This window comes from Citrobacter sp. R4, from assembly GCF_026719175.1.
Taxonomy (GTDB): domain Bacteria; phylum Pseudomonadota; class Gammaproteobacteria; order Enterobacterales; family Enterobacteriaceae; genus Citrobacter_A; species Citrobacter_A sedlakii.
In genome coordinates, this window is sequence record NZ_JAPPSU010000008.1 from 108,105 (window position 1) to 125,611 (window position 17,507).

Genomic DNA, 17,507 nt, shown 5'->3' on the forward strand with positions numbered 1-17,507 from the left:
TATGAAACAAAAAGTGGTTAACATTGGCGACATCAAGGTAGCGAACGATCTGCCGTTCGTGCTGTTTGGCGGCATGAACGTGCTGGAATCCCGCGATCTGGCGATGCGCATTTGTGAGCACTACGTAACCGTGACCCAGAAGCTGGGTATCCCTTACGTGTTCAAAGCCTCTTTTGATAAAGCCAACCGTTCCTCTATCCACTCTTACCGTGGTCCTGGCCTGGAAGAAGGGATGAAAATTTTCCAGGAACTGAAACAGACCTTTGGCGTAAAAGTGATCACCGATGTTCACGAAGCGAGCCAGGCGCAGCCTGTTGCTGATGTGGTGGATGTCATTCAGCTGCCGGCGTTCCTCGCCCGTCAGACCGATCTGGTGGAAGCGATGGCGAAAACCGGCGCGGTGATTAACGTGAAAAAACCGCAGTTTGTTAGCCCGGGCCAGATGGGAAATATCGTGGATAAGTTCCACGAAGGCGGTAACGATAACGTTATTCTTTGCGATCGCGGCGCTAACTTCGGCTATGACAACCTGGTCGTGGATATGCTGGGCTTCAGCGTGATGAAAAAAGTGTCCGGTAACAGCCCGGTGATTTTTGACGTGACGCACGCGCTGCAGTGCCGCGATCCGTTTGGCGCGGCAAGCGGCGGTCGTCGCGGTCAGGTGACCGAACTGGCGCGTGCCGGTATGGCCGTGGGTCTGGCCGGCCTGTTTATTGAAGCGCATCCGGATCCGGACAACGCTAAATGTGACGGTCCGTCCGCGCTTCCGCTGGCGAAGCTGGAACAGTTCCTGGTGCAGATGAAGGCGATTGACTCGCTGGTGAAAAGTTTCGACGAACTGGATACCGAGAGCTGAGTTTCGCTGAGAGAAAACCGCAAGCGCAATGCCGTTCCGCTGACGTGAACGGCATTGCGGTATTCAGTACGGGCGCCGTCAGAAGGCTATCGCCACGTTGAGCTGGCCCGCGACGCCATCATCGCTGTGCGTATCGGCGGTGAGATAATCCACCCGAGTGCCGACGGTGATAGTGTTAAAGGTCGCGCTCAGCTGCAGGCCCGCTTTATAAAGCGCTTTGCTGCCGAAGGCCGAGGCTTGATCGACGCCCAGCCCATAGAGCGTGGCATGACTGCTCGTCGATTTATCATTCAGCATCCGCTCATAGCCCAGCGCAATGCCCGGTTTCAGCGTCCAGTTTCCCACCTGCTGCGGCAATATCCCGATCCCTAAGTCAGCCGTCAGGCTGGTTTGCGTCTGGTTCACCCCATCCACGTCAAGCGCCGCTTCACTGCCGCGTTCACGAAAGCCGTCGAGGGTTAAATGCGTCACCTGCACGCCGATGGCCGGGTCGAGAGTCAGCGTTGAAACGGTACTGAACCAGCCGAGAGAGGCTCGTCCGCTGTAGAACTGGCCGTGGGTATCGCCCGATGCGGCGCCCAGCCCGCCGCCGAGACGGCGGTCGCTCTGGTAGTCGATATACCCGGCGCTGCCCTGCAGACCGACCCAGGGGCCGCTGTCCAGCGAGGAGAGCGCGTAGCGTGCGCCGAGTCCCAGCGTCGGCGTATGGGTTTTCACCTTGCCGCCTGCCGAAGAGATACTGCCGTCGCCATAGCCAATCGAGGCGTTTGCTGCGCTGCGCGCGTTGAAGCGATGAGTGACGCCGACCAGCGTTCCCCAGCTGTGTTCGCTGCTGGAGCTGGCTTCACTGCTCGCATCCGTTCCCAGATAGGTCGCCAGCCCCTGCAACCAGACCTGAGACTCTTCGTCCTGAAGGCCGCGGGCGGAAATCACCGGGGCGAGCGCATCGTACAGGCGTGACGGCTGGCGAAGCAGATAGCTGCTGGCGTCGGCGAAAACCTGTCCGCCAATCTGTTTTTCAACCCCGCCGAGGGAGCCTTGATCGATAGCGCTTTGCAGATAGTAGTTATATGCCGTGTCACGTCCCGACAGCGGGGAGTCCTGCAGGGCGTTCAGCAGCGACGCCCCCTGCGCAGAGTTGCCGCTGAAGCCGGATTCGCCGGGCAGCGTCCGATAGCGCACCATTTTGCCGCGCAGTACATAGATCGTCGCCTGATCGAGGCCGAGGCCCTTTTTCAGATAGTTGTCCATCGACCCGTAGCTGGCGATAACGCTATCCAGCCCGGCCTGCAGCCAGCTGGCGCGAACGCCCATCAGCGCGCCGTAAGTATCGCGCATGGATGTCGGCATCGTGGCAAGCGTCGCACTGATACGCTCGGCGGTGTAGTCGTTGGTCGCCAGATAGTTTGCCATGATATCCCTGTCGCTGACGCCCGCGATGGTTTGCAGCACGGCGCTGACCCAGCCGGTACGATCTTTGCCCGCGGTGCAGTGGAACAGGGCGGCGTCATCTGCGGCGGCAAGCTCGCGGAAAACCTTGCCCAGTCCCTGACGGGCGTAGTCGCTGGTAACGAAGCTGCGCTCGCCGTCCTGCATCATTTCGTCGATGTCGCTGACGTTCATATTGTTGAGATCGATGACGAAGGCGCCGTTATTACCGATTAAATCGACGGCGACATAACGGCTGCCCGCCGGCAGTGTGTCGGCCTGAGCGGTGATTTCTGCCGGGGAGCGCAAATCAACGACCGTGGTGACCTGCAGATCCTCCAATGCCGCCAAATCGTTTCCTGTCGGCGTCAGGGCGTTTGAGCGATAGAATACACCCGCGCGCATTACGCCGTTATGGGCGGTGGTATAGGCGGTGGTTAGCCCGGCGATATCGCGGAAGTTGTCGATACCGCTTAGACGTGGGGTATTGAGTAAAAGATCTGCAGCCTGCGCGTTGACGCAGGTGAAAAGAACAAGTGCTGTAAGCGGGCTCAGGGATGCTTTCATGACCAAACTCCTTGTCTGTTAACGTTAACAGGCGCGGAGTATAGGGAGCATGCGTGAACAATTTGTGACGGTTCGGCAATTTAACTGCGAAAATAGATTAATGATTACAGTCGGTTAATGGGTGATACAGCAGTCGTTAACCCTCAGGCCAGGCGATGTCGCGAAACATCGGCCTGGCCGTCGCTGGGCCGTCAGGCGAAAATCGTCATCAGATAGGCGGCAAACAGCGCCAGGTGCGCCGCGCCGTTCAGCACATTCGTCCTTCCCGTTGAGAACGAAATTTGGCACAGCAGCAAAGAGGCCACCATCACCACCATTTCCGGAGCGCCTAAGCCGAACAGCAGCTCGTTACCTGTTGCCCACGCAATCAGCGTCACGACGGGTACCGTCAGTGAAATGGTCGCCAGCACCGAGCCGAAGAACAGGTTCATCGCCCGCTGTACCTGATTATTCAGCACCGCTTTCAGCGCGCCAAGCCCTTCCGGGGAGAGGATCAGAAGCGCCACGAGGAAGCCGGTAAACGCCACCGGGGCATTCATTTCCGTCAGCAAGGTTTCCAGCGGATTCGCGTTCATTTTGGTCACGGCGATCACGGCAACCAGATGTACAATCAGCCACGCCGCATGCCATATGTTGCTGTGTGCGGAGGGTTTACCATGGTGCGGATCGTCGTCATCGCCTTCGTCTTCATGCTCATAGACAAACAGGCTCTGGTGCGTCTTGGTCTGAATCAGCAGGAACACGCCGTACATCGCCGCGGAAATCAGGGCCACGAGCAGCGCCTGACTGGTGGAGAAGTTGGCGCCGGGCAACGTCATGGGAAAGACCAGCACAATAATGGCCAGCGGAAACAGTGCAATCAGATACTGCTTGATGCCATAGAGATTCATATACTGCGTGGCGAATTTACGTCCGCCGAGCAGCAGAGAAAAACCGACCAGGCCGCCGGTGACGATCATAATGATGGAATAAAGCGTATCGCGCATCAGCGTTGGCGCAGCGTCGCCGGTGGCCATTAATGCCGATATCAGGCTGACTTCAAGAATAACTACCGACAGGCTTAAGATAAGCGAGCCGTAAGGCTCACCGAGGCGGTGGGCTAATACATCGGCGTGACGAACCACGCTAAACGCACTACTCAAAATCCCAATCAGGGCAAGAATATTAATACCGATCACCGCTGGTAGTGACTGGCTGCTCCCCCACAGGAACAGCACTACCAGCGCCAGAACCGGGAAAATAAGCGATGTCTCCTTGTGGCGGGTTTTCACCGCCTCCTGTGCATGTGTCATTCATACTCTCCATTAAAGTGATGCAGGCAAACTGTCGTTATAAATGTAATAAAGATGATAAAAAATAACAGAAAACGTAAGGTTGTAGGGGCATTTTTACGAAATTTTACCCCAACTCTGCGTTTTAATTGTGAAACGATAAAAAGAAGCGCTTTTGTTTATAGAATAATTCAATAACAGTGAGTTAGATAAAGTGTTTTAGCAAAACATCCACCTGGGTGGCGAAATAAAGGGGCGTTGACCACACTTAAGGTTTAGCCGAAAGAGGAGGCAACCATGCCGTATAAATCGAAAAAAGATTTGCCGGAAAGCGTACAGAATGTGTTACCCGCTCATGCTCAGGATATTTATAAAGAGGCTTTTAACAGCGCCTGGGATCAGTACAAAGACAAGGCGGATCGGCGGGATGACGCCAGCCGCGAAGAGACAGCGCACAAGGTTGCGTGGGCGGCGGTCAAAAATGATTATGAAAAGGGCGATGATGATAAATGGCATAAAAAATCATAAGCGCTTCAAATGTAAGGTTTAACAAAATGACCGTGTTCAGTCGCTTCGCGAATCGTGCTGCCTGACCCTGTCGCCGCCTTGCAAGCGGCCCGCGAATTGCATATTGTCCTGCTGTTGGTTTCAAAATGAGCAGTTAAAAGGCCCGGAAGGCGTCAAAAGTTGTCGCAGGGAAGTAGGCAGTGGCGGAGGTGTAAGGTGTTAACGCGTGATTTCTTGATGAATGCCGATTGCAAAACGGCATTTGGCGCTATTGAAGAATCACTCTTATGGTCGGCAGAGCAACGTGCGGCGTCCCTTGCGGCGACGCTGGCCTGCCGACCGGACGACGGACCGGTGTGGATCTTCGGGTATGGATCATTGATGTGGAACCCGGCGTTGGAGTTCGATGAGTCGTGTACCGGTACGCTGGTGGGCTGGCACCGGGCCTTTTGCCTGAAGCTGACCGCCGGACGCGGGACTGCCTGCCAGCCTGGGCGGATGCTTGCACTGAAAGAGGGCGGACGCACCACTGGCGTGGCCTATCGCCTGTCGGATATCTCGCTTGAACAAGAATTGACTCTGCTATGGAAGCGCGAAATGATCACCGGCTGTTACCTGCCAACCTGGTGTCAGCTGGCGCTGGACGATGGTCGCACGGTGAACGCGCTGGTGTTTATTATGGATCCGCGTCATCCGTTGTATGAGTCGGACACGCGCGCGCAGGTGGTTGCGCCGCTGATCGCCAAAGCCAGCGGTCCGCTTGGCACCAATGCGCAGTATCTGTTTTCGCTGGAACTAGAGCTGAAGAAGCTAGGCATGCAGGATGATTGTCTGAACGATCTGGTGGCGAACGTGCGGGGGCTGTTAGAGGAAACGCTGCCCGAAGGGGTAATGCGTCCCGGCTTCGCGTAGCGCCAGGTTATTTTGCCCGGTCAGCGTCAGCGCGGCCGGGCTTATAATTATCAGGCTGCGATATAGCTGATGGAATGTTCCAGCGACTGGCTGTGACTGTCGATTAGCACATTCCAGACGCCGGTGTAAGGGACGGTCAACCACGCGTTATCACGATTCTGCACGCTTAAAATGTCGGTCTGCGTGTCTTTTACGTGTTTTTTCTCGCTCATCAGGTGGATGTGGCAACGCTCCGAGCAGCGCACCACTACGGTATCCCCACCAAATAACTTCAGACTTGCTTTCACTAATGCCATTTTTCACCCCGTTATTGAAAACAACCTACTTCCTCGCGGAAGTATTGCGTGATGTTGTTCACATTTCACTCAGTGCATAACACCAAAGAGTGAGTCGGGGAATGCTGATTTTGATCAAAAAATGGCATAACGATTAAACAAAAATGACAAAATCGGGCGAAAAAGCGTGATCGGGCGCACTTACTTTTGCGGGAAATGCGCCACGGGAAGATTAAATTCGGCAATTCCCGGTCGTTACAGCAAGCCGGGCTGCGCAACCGTCAGAAGGTGAGTACTTTATCGGCAGCCAGCGTCCACTGCGCCAGCTCCACCAGCGTGCCGACTTCCACGCCGTCGATCAGCGGCAGATCGGTGATCCCGCGCCCGTCGGCACAGGTTTTGCACAGCTTCACCGGTACGTTCTGGGCGGTGAGGATCTCAATCATCTGCTGAATATTATACCCTTCCGCCGGTTTCTGGCCGCGCAGTCCTGCCGTGACGGCATCTGACATCAAAAACAGTCGGAGGTCGAGTTCGGGCGACTGTTCACGTAACGCAATGGCGAGACGCAGGCTGTTAAACAGGGACTCACTTCCGTAGGCCGCACCGTTGGCGACGATCGCTATCTTTTGCATTTTAACTCCTGTTGTCTGAAGGGGCATGGATATTGCTTACTCCTGAATAAATCTGTTTTCCGGGAGAGCTGACATGATGACAAACGTGGAAACGCCAGGGGCGACGCAATGGTTCCGCTACGCGCGCCAGCTTGAAAACACGCAGCTTCGGCAACTGGCGCAGTCCGGAAATCTGGTCTCGCGCATCAGCCATCTGGTGCATATGCTACAGTGCGAACGCGGGGCTTCCAACATTTGGTTATGCTCGCAGGGCACGCTGTATGTGGCAGAAATCCGTGCCAGCCGGGCGCTGGTGGATGAGGAGCACCGGCGGTTGCAGCACCTGTTGCAGGACTATTTGCCGACAGCCAACAGCGCGCTGTGTCATCGCATTGCCAGCGCGGTATGGTGTCTTGAGCAATTACCGGCGCTGCGCGATAGCGTCAGCGGACGCAATCAGCCCGCGCTACAGGCGATGGAACAGTACAGCCGACTGTTACGCCATTTACTGAGTATCGTGCCGGAGCTTAACGACAGTATCGATCATCCGCACGTCGCCGGAGGTTTAGTCGCCCTGTACAGCTTTATGCAGGGAAAAGAGCTGGTTGGCCAGGAGCGGGCGCTGGGGGCGATAGGCTTCACCCACGGTGAATTTAGCCCGCAGATGCGTCAGGAGCTGGTTGATCGCATCGATGGTCAGCAGCTCTGCTTTGATACCTTTCTTTCACTGGCGTCCCCGGCGGTGGTGCATCAATTCCACCAGTATGGCGAGGCGGAAGGGGCGGTCGAACAACTGCGACGCCATGCCTGTACCCGCCAGCCTGACGCCGACAACGGCACAAGCGCGTTACGCTGGTTTACCCTTCAGACTCAGCGCCTCGAGCAGTTGCGCGCTATCGAAGAAATGCTGATTGCTGAGTTGATGAACGCGGTAGAGCGTCGACTGAACCAGCAAGAGTGCGCACTGCCGCTGGAACGCTGGCTCAACGACGCCGCCGCGGATACCTTCTCGCTGCGGCGCGATAAACAGTTACTGCTGGTGGTGCGCCAGCAGGCGCGACAGCTGGAGCAGCTCAGTGGGCAGTTGGCTTCGCTACAGGATTCGCTGGAAGAGCGCAAGGTGATTGATAAAGCGAAAAGCGTGTTAATGAATCACCAGCAGCTCAGCGAAGAACAGGCCTGGCAAACGCTGCGCAAAATGGCGATGGATAAAAACCAGCGAATGGTGGATATCGCCCGCGCAGTGCTCACCGTGAAATCGCTGATGCAAAGCGCGCGCTAAGACACGCTGCACGGTGAATGGGCAAACGTTGCCTGTTTGCGGTGCAGCGCGGCGACACACTACACCGTTTGTCCGCCAGACAGGCCTCTGCAAAGTTGGCATCTGAATTGCAAATCGTATTACAGACATTTTAGCGACGGACCAACGGCGGTCTGTTCGTTTTGAGGATAAAGGCGTCCTGCAATGCGTTGGCATTGCCGGGCGCTTTTTTTTTGCCATGGGGAGCGGATATGGAGAACAACACGGTTTCGTTAACGCGCAGGCGACTGCTTCAGGCCAGCGCTGTGCTGGGCGCAACCTGCCTGCTGCCGGGGGCGATGTCAGCGGTCTGGGCGGCAGGGTCGGACAAGCCCGAGCAGGCGACAGTGAGAGTGGGATTTATTCCGCTGACTGACTGCGCGCCGGTGATTATCGCCGCCCTGAAGGGCTTTGATAAAAAGTACGGTATTACCCTCGTACCCACCAAAGAAGCCAGCTGGGCAGCTGTGCGCGACAAGTTGGTTTCCGGCGAACTGGACGCCGCCCACGTGCTGTATGGCCTGCTGTACGGGCTTGAACTGGGAATAGCCGGCAAAGCGCAACCGATGGCGAACCTGATGACGCTGAATCAGAACGGTCAGGCGATCACGCTTTCTGCGGAATTACAGGCGCAGGGCGTCACCGATGCGGCGGCGCTGAAAAAGAGGATCGCCGCGCAGGCGCCCGGTACGTTTACCTTCGCGCATACCTTCCCGACAGGCACCCACGCCATGTGGCTGTACTACTGGCTTGCCAGCGCAGAGATTAATCCGTTTACCGATGTCCGGACTGTGGTTGTTCCACCGCCGCAAATGGTGATGAACATGCGCATCGGAAACATGAGCGGTTTTTGCGTCGGCGAACCGTGGAACGCACGGGCGATTAACGATCGGATCGGGTTTACCGCCGCTACCTCGCAGGCGATCTGGCCCGATCATCCGGAAAAAGTGCTCGGCACGCGCCGCGCATGGGTGCAACAGAACCCACATACCGCGCGGGCGCTGGTCAGCGCGGTGCTGGAGGCTTCGCGCTGGATTGACGCGTCGGAAAGGAATAAGCGCGAAACGGCGCAGATCCTCTCTCGTCGGGCGTGGCTGAATACCAAAGAACAGTATCTGACCGGGCGCATGCTGGGGGAATACGACAACGGCGCAGGGCGTCGCTGGCAGGATCCGCATCCGATGCGTTTCTTCCGGGAGGGTGATGTGAGCTTTCCCTGGCACTCCGACGGCATGTGGTTTCTGACCCAATTCCGTCGCTGGGGATTGCTGAAGGACGCGCCCGACTACGCCGCCATTGCCGCGCGGGTCAACCGTACCGACATCTGGCGTGACGCCGCCACCGCCATTGGCGGCGGCATAACCGCGCCTTCTGGCCTGTTGCGCAGCAGCACGCTGCTGGACGGTTCCGTCTGGGACGGGCGCGAGCCGGAAACCTATGCCACCCGTTTCTCGCTTAACCGTATGGGAGTCTGATATGCAGAACAACACACAAAAGAAAGTGGCTGAACCCGTCGTGGCCGACGTGGTCGTCCTGCCGCCGGTACAGGTCCGCAGGCGCGCGTCTCCGCTTTCCGGCTGGTTGCGCCATGGGGTGCAGCGAACGGTGCCGGCGGGGCTGGGAATCGGCCTTCTGCTGTTCTGCTGGCAACTGGCGGCCATCAACAGTAAAGGCTTTCCCACGCCGCTCAGCACCCTTGACTCGGCGCTGACGCTATTCGCCGACCCTTTCTACAATGGCGGACCCAACGACATGGGGATTGGCTGGAACGTGCTGGCGTCGTTACAGCGGGTGGCGACGGGCTTTGGCCTTGCCGCGCTGGTCGGGATCCCGCTGGGCTTTCTGATTGGCCGCTTCACCTTCTTCTCAAACATGTTTTCGCCGCTGATCGCGCTGCTGCGCCCGGTCAGTCCGCTGGCCTGGCTGCCTATTGGCTTGTTGTTGTTTCAGAAAGCGGAACCCGCCTCAAGCTGGACCATTTTTATCTGCTCGATCTGGCCGATGGTCATCAACACCGCAGAAGGCGTGCGGCGCATTCCCGCTGACTATCTCAATGTCGCCCGGGTGCTACAGCTTTCCGAGTGGACGATCATGCGCCGCATTCTGTTCCCCGCCGTTGTGCCTGCCGTTCTGACCGGCGTTCGACTGTCTATCGGCATCGCCTGGCTGGTGATTGTCGCCGCCGAAATGCTGACCGGGGGGCTGGGTATCGGCTTCTGGATCTGGAACGAGTGGAACAACCTCAATGTGGAAAACATTCTCATCGCTATCGTGATTATCGGCGTGGTTGGCCTGCTGCTGGAGCAGGGACTGATGCTGATGGCGCGGCGTTTTAGCTGGCAGGATAAATAGGAGGCAAACATGAAACCGTTAATACAGATACAGGCGGTCAGCCAACGCTTTTCAACCGCCAGCGGCGAGTTTCTGGCGCTGCAAAATGTCTCCTTTGACATTCACGAAGGGGAAACCGTCAGTTTGATCGGCCACTCCGGCTGCGGTAAATCCACGCTGCTGAACCTTATTGCCGGCATCACATTGCCCAGTGAAGGCGGGTTGATTTGCGATAACCGCGAAATTGCCGGACCGGGGCCGGAGCGGGCGGTGGTGTTTCAGAATCATTCACTGCTGCCGTGGCTGACCTGTTTCGACAACGTGGCGCTGGCGGTGGATCAGGTTTTTCGTCGCACCATGAGCAAAGCCGAGCGGCGCGACTGGATCGAACACAATCTGGCCCGCGTGCAGATGGGCCACGCCATGCGCAAACACCCCGGCGAAATTTCCGGCGGCATGAAGCAGCGCGTGGGGATCGCAAGGGCGCTGGCGATGAAGCCGAAAGTGCTGCTTATGGATGAGCCGTTCGGCGCGCTTGACGCACTGACCCGCGCGCATTTGCAGGACACGGTGATGCACATCCAGCAGTCGCTCAACACCACTATCGTGCTGATTACCCATGACGTCGACGAGGCGGTACTGCTGTCTGACCGTGTGCTGATGATGACCAACGGTCCGGCGGCGACGGTAGGCGAGATTTTAGCGGTGAATCTGCCGCGCCCGCGCCATCGCGTGCAGTTGGCGGACGACAGCCGTTATCACAACCTGCGTCAGCGGGTGCTCCATTTCCTCTACGAAAAACAGCCGAAGGCGGCGTAAGGAGGAGCAGATGACGCGACTGGTGATTATCGGCAACGGTATGGCGGCCACCCGACTGGTGGAAATACTCGTTGCCGACGAACGGCGTCCGTATCGCATTACTCTGATTGGCGATGAGCCGCAGCCTGCTTACAACCGCATCCTGCTGACGCCGGTGCTCGGTGGCGAAAAGCCCTTTGCTGAAACGGTGCTGCACGCGCCGCAATGGTATCGCGACCACGGTATTACGGTACTGAACGGGGAGGCGGTGATCGCCGTCGATGTCCACGCCAGAACGCTTACCACCACCCGGCGCAGCCTGGGCTGGGATGAGCTGGTTTTTGCCACCGGTTCCGACCCTTTTATCCCGCCGGTTGAGGGGGCTGACCAGGCGCATGTCATGGCGTTCCGCACCGTCCAGGATGTAGAAAAGATCCGTCAGGCAGGTGGCCCCGCGATAGTACTGGGCGGCGGGGTGCTCGGGGTAGAAGCCGCCGCGGCGTTACGCTATTCGTGTGACAACGTCACGCTGGTGCACCGGGCAGATCGTCTTATGGAACAACAGCTTGACCATCAGGCCAGTGCGCTACTGGAAGCGCAGCTCACCACCCGCGGGATCCACTGTTTCCTTTCATCCGGCATCGCGCGTATTGCAGAGCAGACCGTGACGCTACAGGACGGGCGGGTATTGGCGGCAAATCGGGTGATTATCGCCACCGGCGTGAAGCCCAATATTCGTCTGGCGCAGGAAAGCGGCATTGCGTGCCAGCGCGGCATTGTTGTTGATGCGCAGTTACGTACCAACATAGCGAATGTCAGCGCCATGGGCGAGTGCTGTGAAATCAACGGTCAGACATGGGGGCTGGTCGCGCCATGTCTGGCGCAGGCGGCGGTGCTGGCGGCCCGTCTTTGTGGCGCGCCGCAGGACGGTTTTCGCTGGCAGGAGTCGGGAACCCGCCTGAAAGTGACCGGCATTGACCTGTTCAGCGCAGGCGCGGTGGAAACCCTTCCCGGCGACGAGGTGTATTCCAGCCTTGATCCACTCAGCGGACATTATCGGCGTCTGCTTATTCGTGGCGGCAAACTTGCCGGCGCGTTACTGATGGGCGATTGCCGCAGCGCCGCGCCGTTTACCGAACTGCTGGCGCAGCGCGCGACGGCGCATCCTGACTGGTTATTCGACCACTTTGACACGCAACCGACGGTTGCAGGACTAAAGACGATGACAAAACCGACGCTGGCCGTTGTGGGACACGGAATGGTAGGCCACCATTTCCTTGAGCAGTGCGTAAGCCGCAATCTGCATGAGCAGTATCAGATTGTGGTATTCGGTGAAGAGCGCCACGCCGCCTATGACCGGGTACATTTGTCGGAATACTTTGCCGGACGTAGCGCGCAGTCGCTGTCGCTGGTGGAGGAGGGCTTTTTTATCCGCTACGGCATTGAGTTACGACTGTCGCAGCGCGTCGTCGCTATCGACAGGGAGAGGCGGATAATTCGTACCGCCAGCGGTCATGAAACCCACTGGGATAAGCTGGTGCTGGCTACCGGATCGTATCCGTTCGTGCCGCCGGTCATGGGCAATGATTCGCCTGGCTGCTTTGTTTACCGCACGCTGGACGATCTTGACGCCATTGCGGCGAAGGCCAAAGCGGCGCGTCGTGGGGTTGTGATCGGCGGCGGGTTGTTGGGGCTGGAAGCGGCAAACGCGCTGCGCCAGCTTGGGCTGGAAACGCACGTTGTTGAATTTGCGCCAAACCTGATGGCGGTACAGCTGGATGACGCTGGCGCGGCGATGTTGCGCGAGAAAATCGACGCGCTGGGCGTAGGCGTGCACACCGCGAAAGCGACCACCGGGATTGTGACCACGGCGGACGGTCTGATCCTGCATTTTGCCGATGGCGAGCGTCTGAAAACCGATATGGTGGTCTTTTCTGCCGGGATCCGCCCGCAGGATGCGCTGGCGCGCGACGCCGGATTAGCCGTCGGTGAACGCGGGGGGATCCGCATAGACAGCCGGTGTTTGACCTCTGATGACGCCATTTACGCCATTGGTGAATGCGCGCTCTGGGAAGGGCGGATTTATGGACTTGTTGCGCCGGGGTATCAGATGGCGCGAGTGGTTGCCGCCGGACTGGCGCAGGAGTCGGCGTGTTTTAGCGGCGCGGACATGAGCACCAAACTGAAACTTCTGGGCGTGGATGTCGCCTCGTTTGGCGACGCGCAGGCCCGCACGCCAGGCGCAAAAAGCTACCAGTGGACCGACGGTCCTGAGCAAATCTATAAAAAAATCGTCGTTAGCGCCGACGGCAAAACGTTGCTCGGCGGTGTGCTGGTGGGGGACGTGGCCGACTACGCCACGCTGTTGCCGATGATGCTGAACGGGATTGCGCTTCCCGCCCGGCCGGAGTCGCTGATTTTACCTGCGCTTTCCGCTGGCGCGCCTGCTACCTTCGGCGTGGCGGCGCTTCCGGACAGCGCGCAGGTTTGCTCCTGTCATAACGTCAGCAAAGCGGATATCTGCCAGGCGGTCAGCGCGGGCGCAACCGATATCGGCGCGCTCAGGCAGTGCACCAAGGCGGCGACTGGCTGCGGCGGCTGTAGCGCGCTGGTTAAACAGGTGATGGAACATCAGCTTGCCGCTCAGGGCGTGGAGGTCAAAAAGGATATCTGCGAACACTTTTCGTATTCGCGTCAGGAAATTTATCACCTGGTGCGGGTTAACCGGATCCATACCTTTGAGCAATTGATTAGTCGCTACGGACAGGGCCACGGCTGCGAAATTTGTAAGCCGCTGGTCGGTTCGGTGCTGGCCTCGTGCTGGAACGACTATCTGCTGAAGCCTGCGCACAGGCCGCTACAGGATACCAACGATCGTTTTTTCGCCAATATTCAGAAAGACGGCACCTATTCGGTCGTGCCAAGAATGGCGGCGGGAGAAGTGACGGCTGAGGGGTTGATCGCGATGGGCGAGATCGCCAAACGCTATCGGCTGTACAGCAAAATTACGGGCGGTCAGCGCATCGATCTCTTTGGCGCGCGACTGGAGCAACTGCCGGATATCTGGCGCGACCTGATTGCCGCCGGGTTCGAAACCGGGCACGCCTACGGCAAGTCGCTGCGGACGGTGAAATCCTGTGTTGGCTCGACCTGGTGTCGCTACGGCGTACAGGACTCCACCGGACTGGCGGTGAGGCTGGAGCATCGCTATAAAGGGCTGCGCGCGCCGCATAAAATCAAAATGGCGGTGTCCGGCTGTACCCGTGAATGCGCCGAAGCACAGGGCAAAGATGTCGGGGTTATTGCTACCGATAAGGGCTGGAACCTGTACCTGTGCGGCAATGGCGGCATGAAACCGCGTCACGCCGATCTGTTTGCCAGCGATATGGACAGCGACACGCTGCTACGCACCATCGATCGCTTTCTGATGTTCTACATTCGCACGGCCGACCGCTTACAGCGTACCAGTACCTGGATGGATAATCTCGAAGGCGGCATTGCTTACCTGCGCGAGGTGATCCTCAACGATAGCCTCGGCATTGCCGACGAGCTGGAGCAGGAGATGGCGCGCGTGGTGGAAAGCTACCAGTGTGAGTGGCAAACCACGTTGAACGACCCGCAGCAGTTGGCGTTGTTCCGGTCAACCCTCATCAGCCAGCCGCAGGAGGAAAACCAGCGACCCTGGCAGGCGGTGTGCGCCGTTGAGGCGATCCCGGAACGCCTGGGCGTCGGCGCGCGACTGGGTGAGCGGCAGATTGCGCTGTTCCGCTTTGGCGAAACGGTGTTCGCGCTGGACGATCGCGAGCCGGGCAGCGACGCCAACGTGCTTTCCCGCGGCATTCTGGGCGACGCCGGCGGCGAACCGATCGTCATTTCACCACTGTATAAACAGCGTATTCGCCTGCGCGATGGCCGTCAGTGCGACAGCGGCGAACCGATGGTACGCGCGTGGCCGGTGAAAGTGGAAGGCGGGACGGTGTGGGTCGGCAATCAGGCGCTGCTGCTGCGCGCGGAGGCATCATGAGCGAAACCCGAACCACCTGTCCCTACTGCGGCGTCGGCTGCGGGGTAATTGCCGAGGTAAGCGAAAAGGGCGTCACCGTAAGAGGCGATCCGTCGCATCCGGCAAACTATGGGCGGCTGTGCGTGAAAGGCGCAGCACTCGGCGAAACCACCGGGCTGGCGGAACGTTTACTGCACCCGACCGTGGACGGTGAAGTCACCGACTGGCAGCAGGCGCTGGATACCGCAGGCCATCGGCTGCAGGCGATTATTGACCGTTACGGTCCGAAGACGGTCGCGTTCTATGCCTCAGGTCAGTTGCTTACCGAAGACTATTACGCGGCGAACAAGCTGATGAAAGGTTTTATCGGCGCCGCCAATATCGACACCAACTCCCGACTTTGCATGTCGTCGGCGGTAACCGCCTACAAACGCGCCTTTGGCGCAGACGTGGTGCCGTGCAGTTACGAGGACGTCGAGCAGAGCGAACTGGTGATCCTGGTCGGCTCAAACGCCGCCTGGACGCATCCGGTACTCTACCAGCGCCTGGCGCAGGCAAAGGCCGACAACCCGTCGATGCGGGTGGTGGTGATCGATCCGCGCCGTACGCCCACCTGTGACATCGCCGACCTTCATCTTCCTCTCGCGCCGGGCAGCGACGGCGGGCTGTTTGTCGGTCTGCTCCACGCGCTTCAGCAAAGTGGGCTGGCGAACAGCGACTTTGTCGATGGCCAGGCGGCGCTGGCGCTGGCTGACGAATGGCCGCTGGCGCGGGTGGCGGAATATTGCGAGCTGGAACGGCAGACCGTCGCCACCTTCTATGACTGGTTTCTCAGCGCCCGGACCGCCATCACGCTTTACTCCATGGGCATTAACCAGTCGGCCAGCGGCAGCAACAAGTGTAATGCTATTATCAACGTTCACCTCGCCAGCGGAAAGGTCAACCGCGCAGGCTGCGGCCCCTTTTCGCTGACCGGACAGCCAAACGCGATGGGCGGTCGCGAGGTCGGCGGACTGGCGACCCAGCTTGCCGCTCACATGGATTTTGAACCCGCTGACGTGTCGCGCGTCGCCCGTTTCTGGGGGACGGAACGCCTGGCGCAAACGCCGGGGCTGATGGCGGTCGATTTGTTTGCGGCTATCGCCAGCGGCGAGGTCAAAGCGGTGTGGATCATGGGCACCAATCCTGCGGTGTCGCTACCGGACAGCCATGCGGTATGTCAGGCGCTGGCGGCGTGCCCACTGGTGATTGTCTCCGAGGTAATGGAAAAGACGGATACCAGCCGTTATGCGCATATCCGTTTTCCGGCGCTGGCGTGGGGGGAAAAAGACGGCACAGTAACCAACTCCGAACGGCGGATCTCGCGCCAGCGGGCGTTTTTACCCGCGCCCGGCGAAGCGCGCGCCGACTGGTGGATTGTGGCGCAAATGGCGAAACGACTGGGATTCGCCAGCGCATTTGCCTGGCAGGACGCGTGGCAGGTCTTTCGCGAACATGCGGCGCTTTCCGGGTTCGAAAATAACGGTGAGCGGGCATTTGATATCGGCGCGCTGGCGGCACTCAGCCGTGAACAGTGGCAGGATCTGACGCCTGTACGCTGGCCGGTAAGCCGCACGCAAGACGCGCCGCCGGCATGGCGGCGTCTGCGGATGGTGCCGGTTGCGCCGCAGGGCATGAATACCTGCGGCGATCCGCTGTATCCGCTGGTGCTCAATACCGGGCGCATTCGTGACCAATGGCATACGCTGACCCGCACCGGAAATGTCCCACGCCTGATGCAGCATATCAGCGAACCGACCGTCGAGCTGTCGCCGCAGGATGGCGCGCGACTTCAGCTTGTTGACGGCGCTCTGTGCCGGATCCATTCGCCGCGCGGCGTGATGGTCGCAAGGGTGATGATACACCCCGGTCAGCGCGAGGGGAGCGCTTTTGCACCTATGCACTGGAACAATCAGTTTGCCCGTCAGGGGAGGGTGAACGCGCTGGTCGCGCCGGTGTGTGACCCGCATTCCGGTCAGCCGGAAAGCAAACAGACGGCGGTGCGTATCACCCCGTGGCAACCGCGCTGGCAGGGGGAGTTGTTCTGCCGCGATCCGCTGACGCTACCGCCTTATGTTCACCGCTGGCGAAAAGCCACGCGATGCGGGCTGCGCTATACGCTGGCTGCCGATCGTCCCGTTACCGACTGGCTGGAAAATCACTACACTGAGCAGGGCTGGCTGATACAGCGGGCCACGACGCCGTACGGGCAGCATCTGCTCGCCTGGCATCAGGGAAGGCTGATGTCCGGGTTCTGGTCAGGAACGGTACTGCCTGCGCTTGATGAGGCGCTGATCGTCTCCGCTTTTCGCCAGCCGCCGGAAACCGCCAGGGCGCGCCATGCGCTGCTGAGCGGAAACGCTGACAGCGAGCAAGCCGATCCGGGGGCGATCGTCTGCAGTTGCTTTAGCGTCGGGGAGAAAACCATTGCTCAGGCCATAGGTCAGGGTTGCGACTCGGTGGCGGCGTTGGGGTTAAGCCTGCGCTGTGGTACGCACTGCGGCTCCTGCGTACCGGAGCTAAAAGCGATTCTGGCGCGGATGCTTCCCTGCAAAGCGTAAGGATTATCCTGAAAGTGTGAGAAAGCCTGCAAAACGGCGAAAAAT

Annotated in this window: 13 protein-coding genes; 9 read left to right on the forward strand and 4 right to left on the reverse strand. The window is 59.0% G+C overall.

The window, feature by feature from the left end; translation table 11 throughout:
* Position 1: 1 nt before the first annotated feature.
* The gene (gene kdsA / locus OOJ60_RS17005; RefSeq protein WP_060571320.1) at positions 2 to 856 is read left to right on the forward strand and encodes a 3-deoxy-8-phosphooctulonate synthase; all 855 of its coding nucleotides are present in this window, start codon (positions 2 to 4) and stop codon (positions 854 to 856) included.
* Positions 857 to 934: 78 nt separating this feature from the next.
* Here the strand turns inward: kdsA and OOJ60_RS17010 are convergent, their stop codons facing one another.
* Both OOJ60_RS17010 and chaA read right to left on the reverse strand, forming a co-directional pair.
* On the reverse strand, positions 935 to 2,851 hold the full coding sequence (locus OOJ60_RS17010) for a tyrosine-protein phosphatase (protein ID WP_205612100.1): 1,917 nt from the start codon (positions 2,849 to 2,851) through the stop codon (positions 935 to 937).
* Positions 2,852 to 3,042: 191 nt separating this feature from the next.
* Positions 3,043 to 4,143 carry a sodium-potassium/proton antiporter ChaA gene (gene chaA / locus OOJ60_RS17015; protein WP_042283615.1) on the reverse strand — a complete coding sequence of 367 codons (1,101 nt, stop codon included), beginning with the start codon at positions 4,141 to 4,143 and terminating at the stop codon, positions 3,043 to 3,045.
* Positions 4,144 to 4,419: 276 nt separating this feature from the next.
* Here chaA and chaB point away from each other — a divergent pair, with 276 nt between their 5' ends.
* Positions 4,420 to 4,650: a putative cation transport regulator ChaB gene (chaB, locus tag OOJ60_RS17020; protein ID WP_060571318.1), complete on the forward strand. Its 231-nt coding sequence runs from the start codon at positions 4,420 to 4,422 to the stop codon at positions 4,648 to 4,650.
* 195 nt (positions 4,651 to 4,845) lie between these two features.
* Complete coding sequence (locus tag OOJ60_RS17025) at positions 4,846 to 5,541, forward strand: gamma-glutamylcyclotransferase (RefSeq protein WP_042283609.1); 696 nt, start codon at positions 4,846 to 4,848, stop codon at positions 5,539 to 5,541.
* Positions 5,542 to 5,591: 50 nt separating this feature from the next.
* On the opposite strand, the gene OOJ60_RS17030 is transcribed toward OOJ60_RS17025, so the two are convergent.
* The gene (locus OOJ60_RS17030; protein WP_205612099.1) at positions 5,592 to 5,837 is read right to left on the reverse strand and encodes a DUF1883 domain-containing protein; all 246 of its coding nucleotides are present in this window, start codon (positions 5,835 to 5,837) and stop codon (positions 5,592 to 5,594) included.
* Between the two features lie 260 nt (positions 5,838 to 6,097).
* Positions 6,098 to 6,451, reverse strand: a complete 354-nt coding sequence (locus OOJ60_RS17035; protein WP_060571317.1) for a DsrE/DsrF/TusD sulfur relay family protein — start codon at positions 6,449 to 6,451, stop codon at positions 6,098 to 6,100.
* A 76-nt stretch (positions 6,452 to 6,527) separates the two neighbouring features.
* On the opposite strand from OOJ60_RS17035, the gene nasR reads away from it, so the two are divergent.
* The 6 genes from nasR to OOJ60_RS17065 all read left to right on the forward strand — a co-directional run bounded on the left by nasR (position 6,528) and on the right by OOJ60_RS17065 (position 17,462).
* Positions 6,528 to 7,712, forward strand: a complete 1,185-nt coding sequence (gene nasR, locus OOJ60_RS17040; protein WP_407057098.1) for a nitrate regulatory protein NasR — start codon at positions 6,528 to 6,530, stop codon at positions 7,710 to 7,712.
* Positions 7,713 to 7,942: 230 nt separating this feature from the next.
* Positions 7,943 to 9,205 (forward strand): CmpA/NrtA family ABC transporter substrate-binding protein, encoded by a 1,263-nt coding sequence (locus OOJ60_RS17045; protein WP_205612097.1) that lies wholly within the window; start codon positions 7,943 to 7,945, stop codon positions 9,203 to 9,205.
* Between the two features lies 1 nt (position 9,206).
* Positions 9,207 to 10,082: a nitrate ABC transporter permease gene (gene ntrB / locus OOJ60_RS17050; RefSeq protein WP_060571315.1), complete on the forward strand. Its 876-nt coding sequence runs from the start codon at positions 9,207 to 9,209 to the stop codon at positions 10,080 to 10,082.
* A gap of 9 nt (positions 10,083 to 10,091) precedes the next feature.
* Positions 10,092 to 10,880 (forward strand): ABC transporter ATP-binding protein, encoded by a 789-nt coding sequence (locus tag OOJ60_RS17055; protein WP_042283593.1) that lies wholly within the window; start codon positions 10,092 to 10,094, stop codon positions 10,878 to 10,880.
* A gap of 10 nt (positions 10,881 to 10,890) precedes the next feature.
* Positions 10,891 to 14,883, forward strand: a complete 3,993-nt coding sequence (gene nirB / locus OOJ60_RS17060) for a nitrite reductase large subunit NirB (protein ID WP_205612096.1) — start codon at positions 10,891 to 10,893, stop codon at positions 14,881 to 14,883.
* Positions 14,880 to 17,462 carry a nitrate reductase gene (locus tag OOJ60_RS17065; RefSeq protein ID WP_205612095.1) on the forward strand — a complete coding sequence of 861 codons (2,583 nt, stop codon included), beginning with the start codon at positions 14,880 to 14,882 and terminating at the stop codon, positions 17,460 to 17,462. Before nirB ends, OOJ60_RS17065 begins: the two co-directional genes overlap by 4 nt.
* The last annotated feature ends 45 nt before the right edge of the window (positions 17,463 to 17,507 follow it).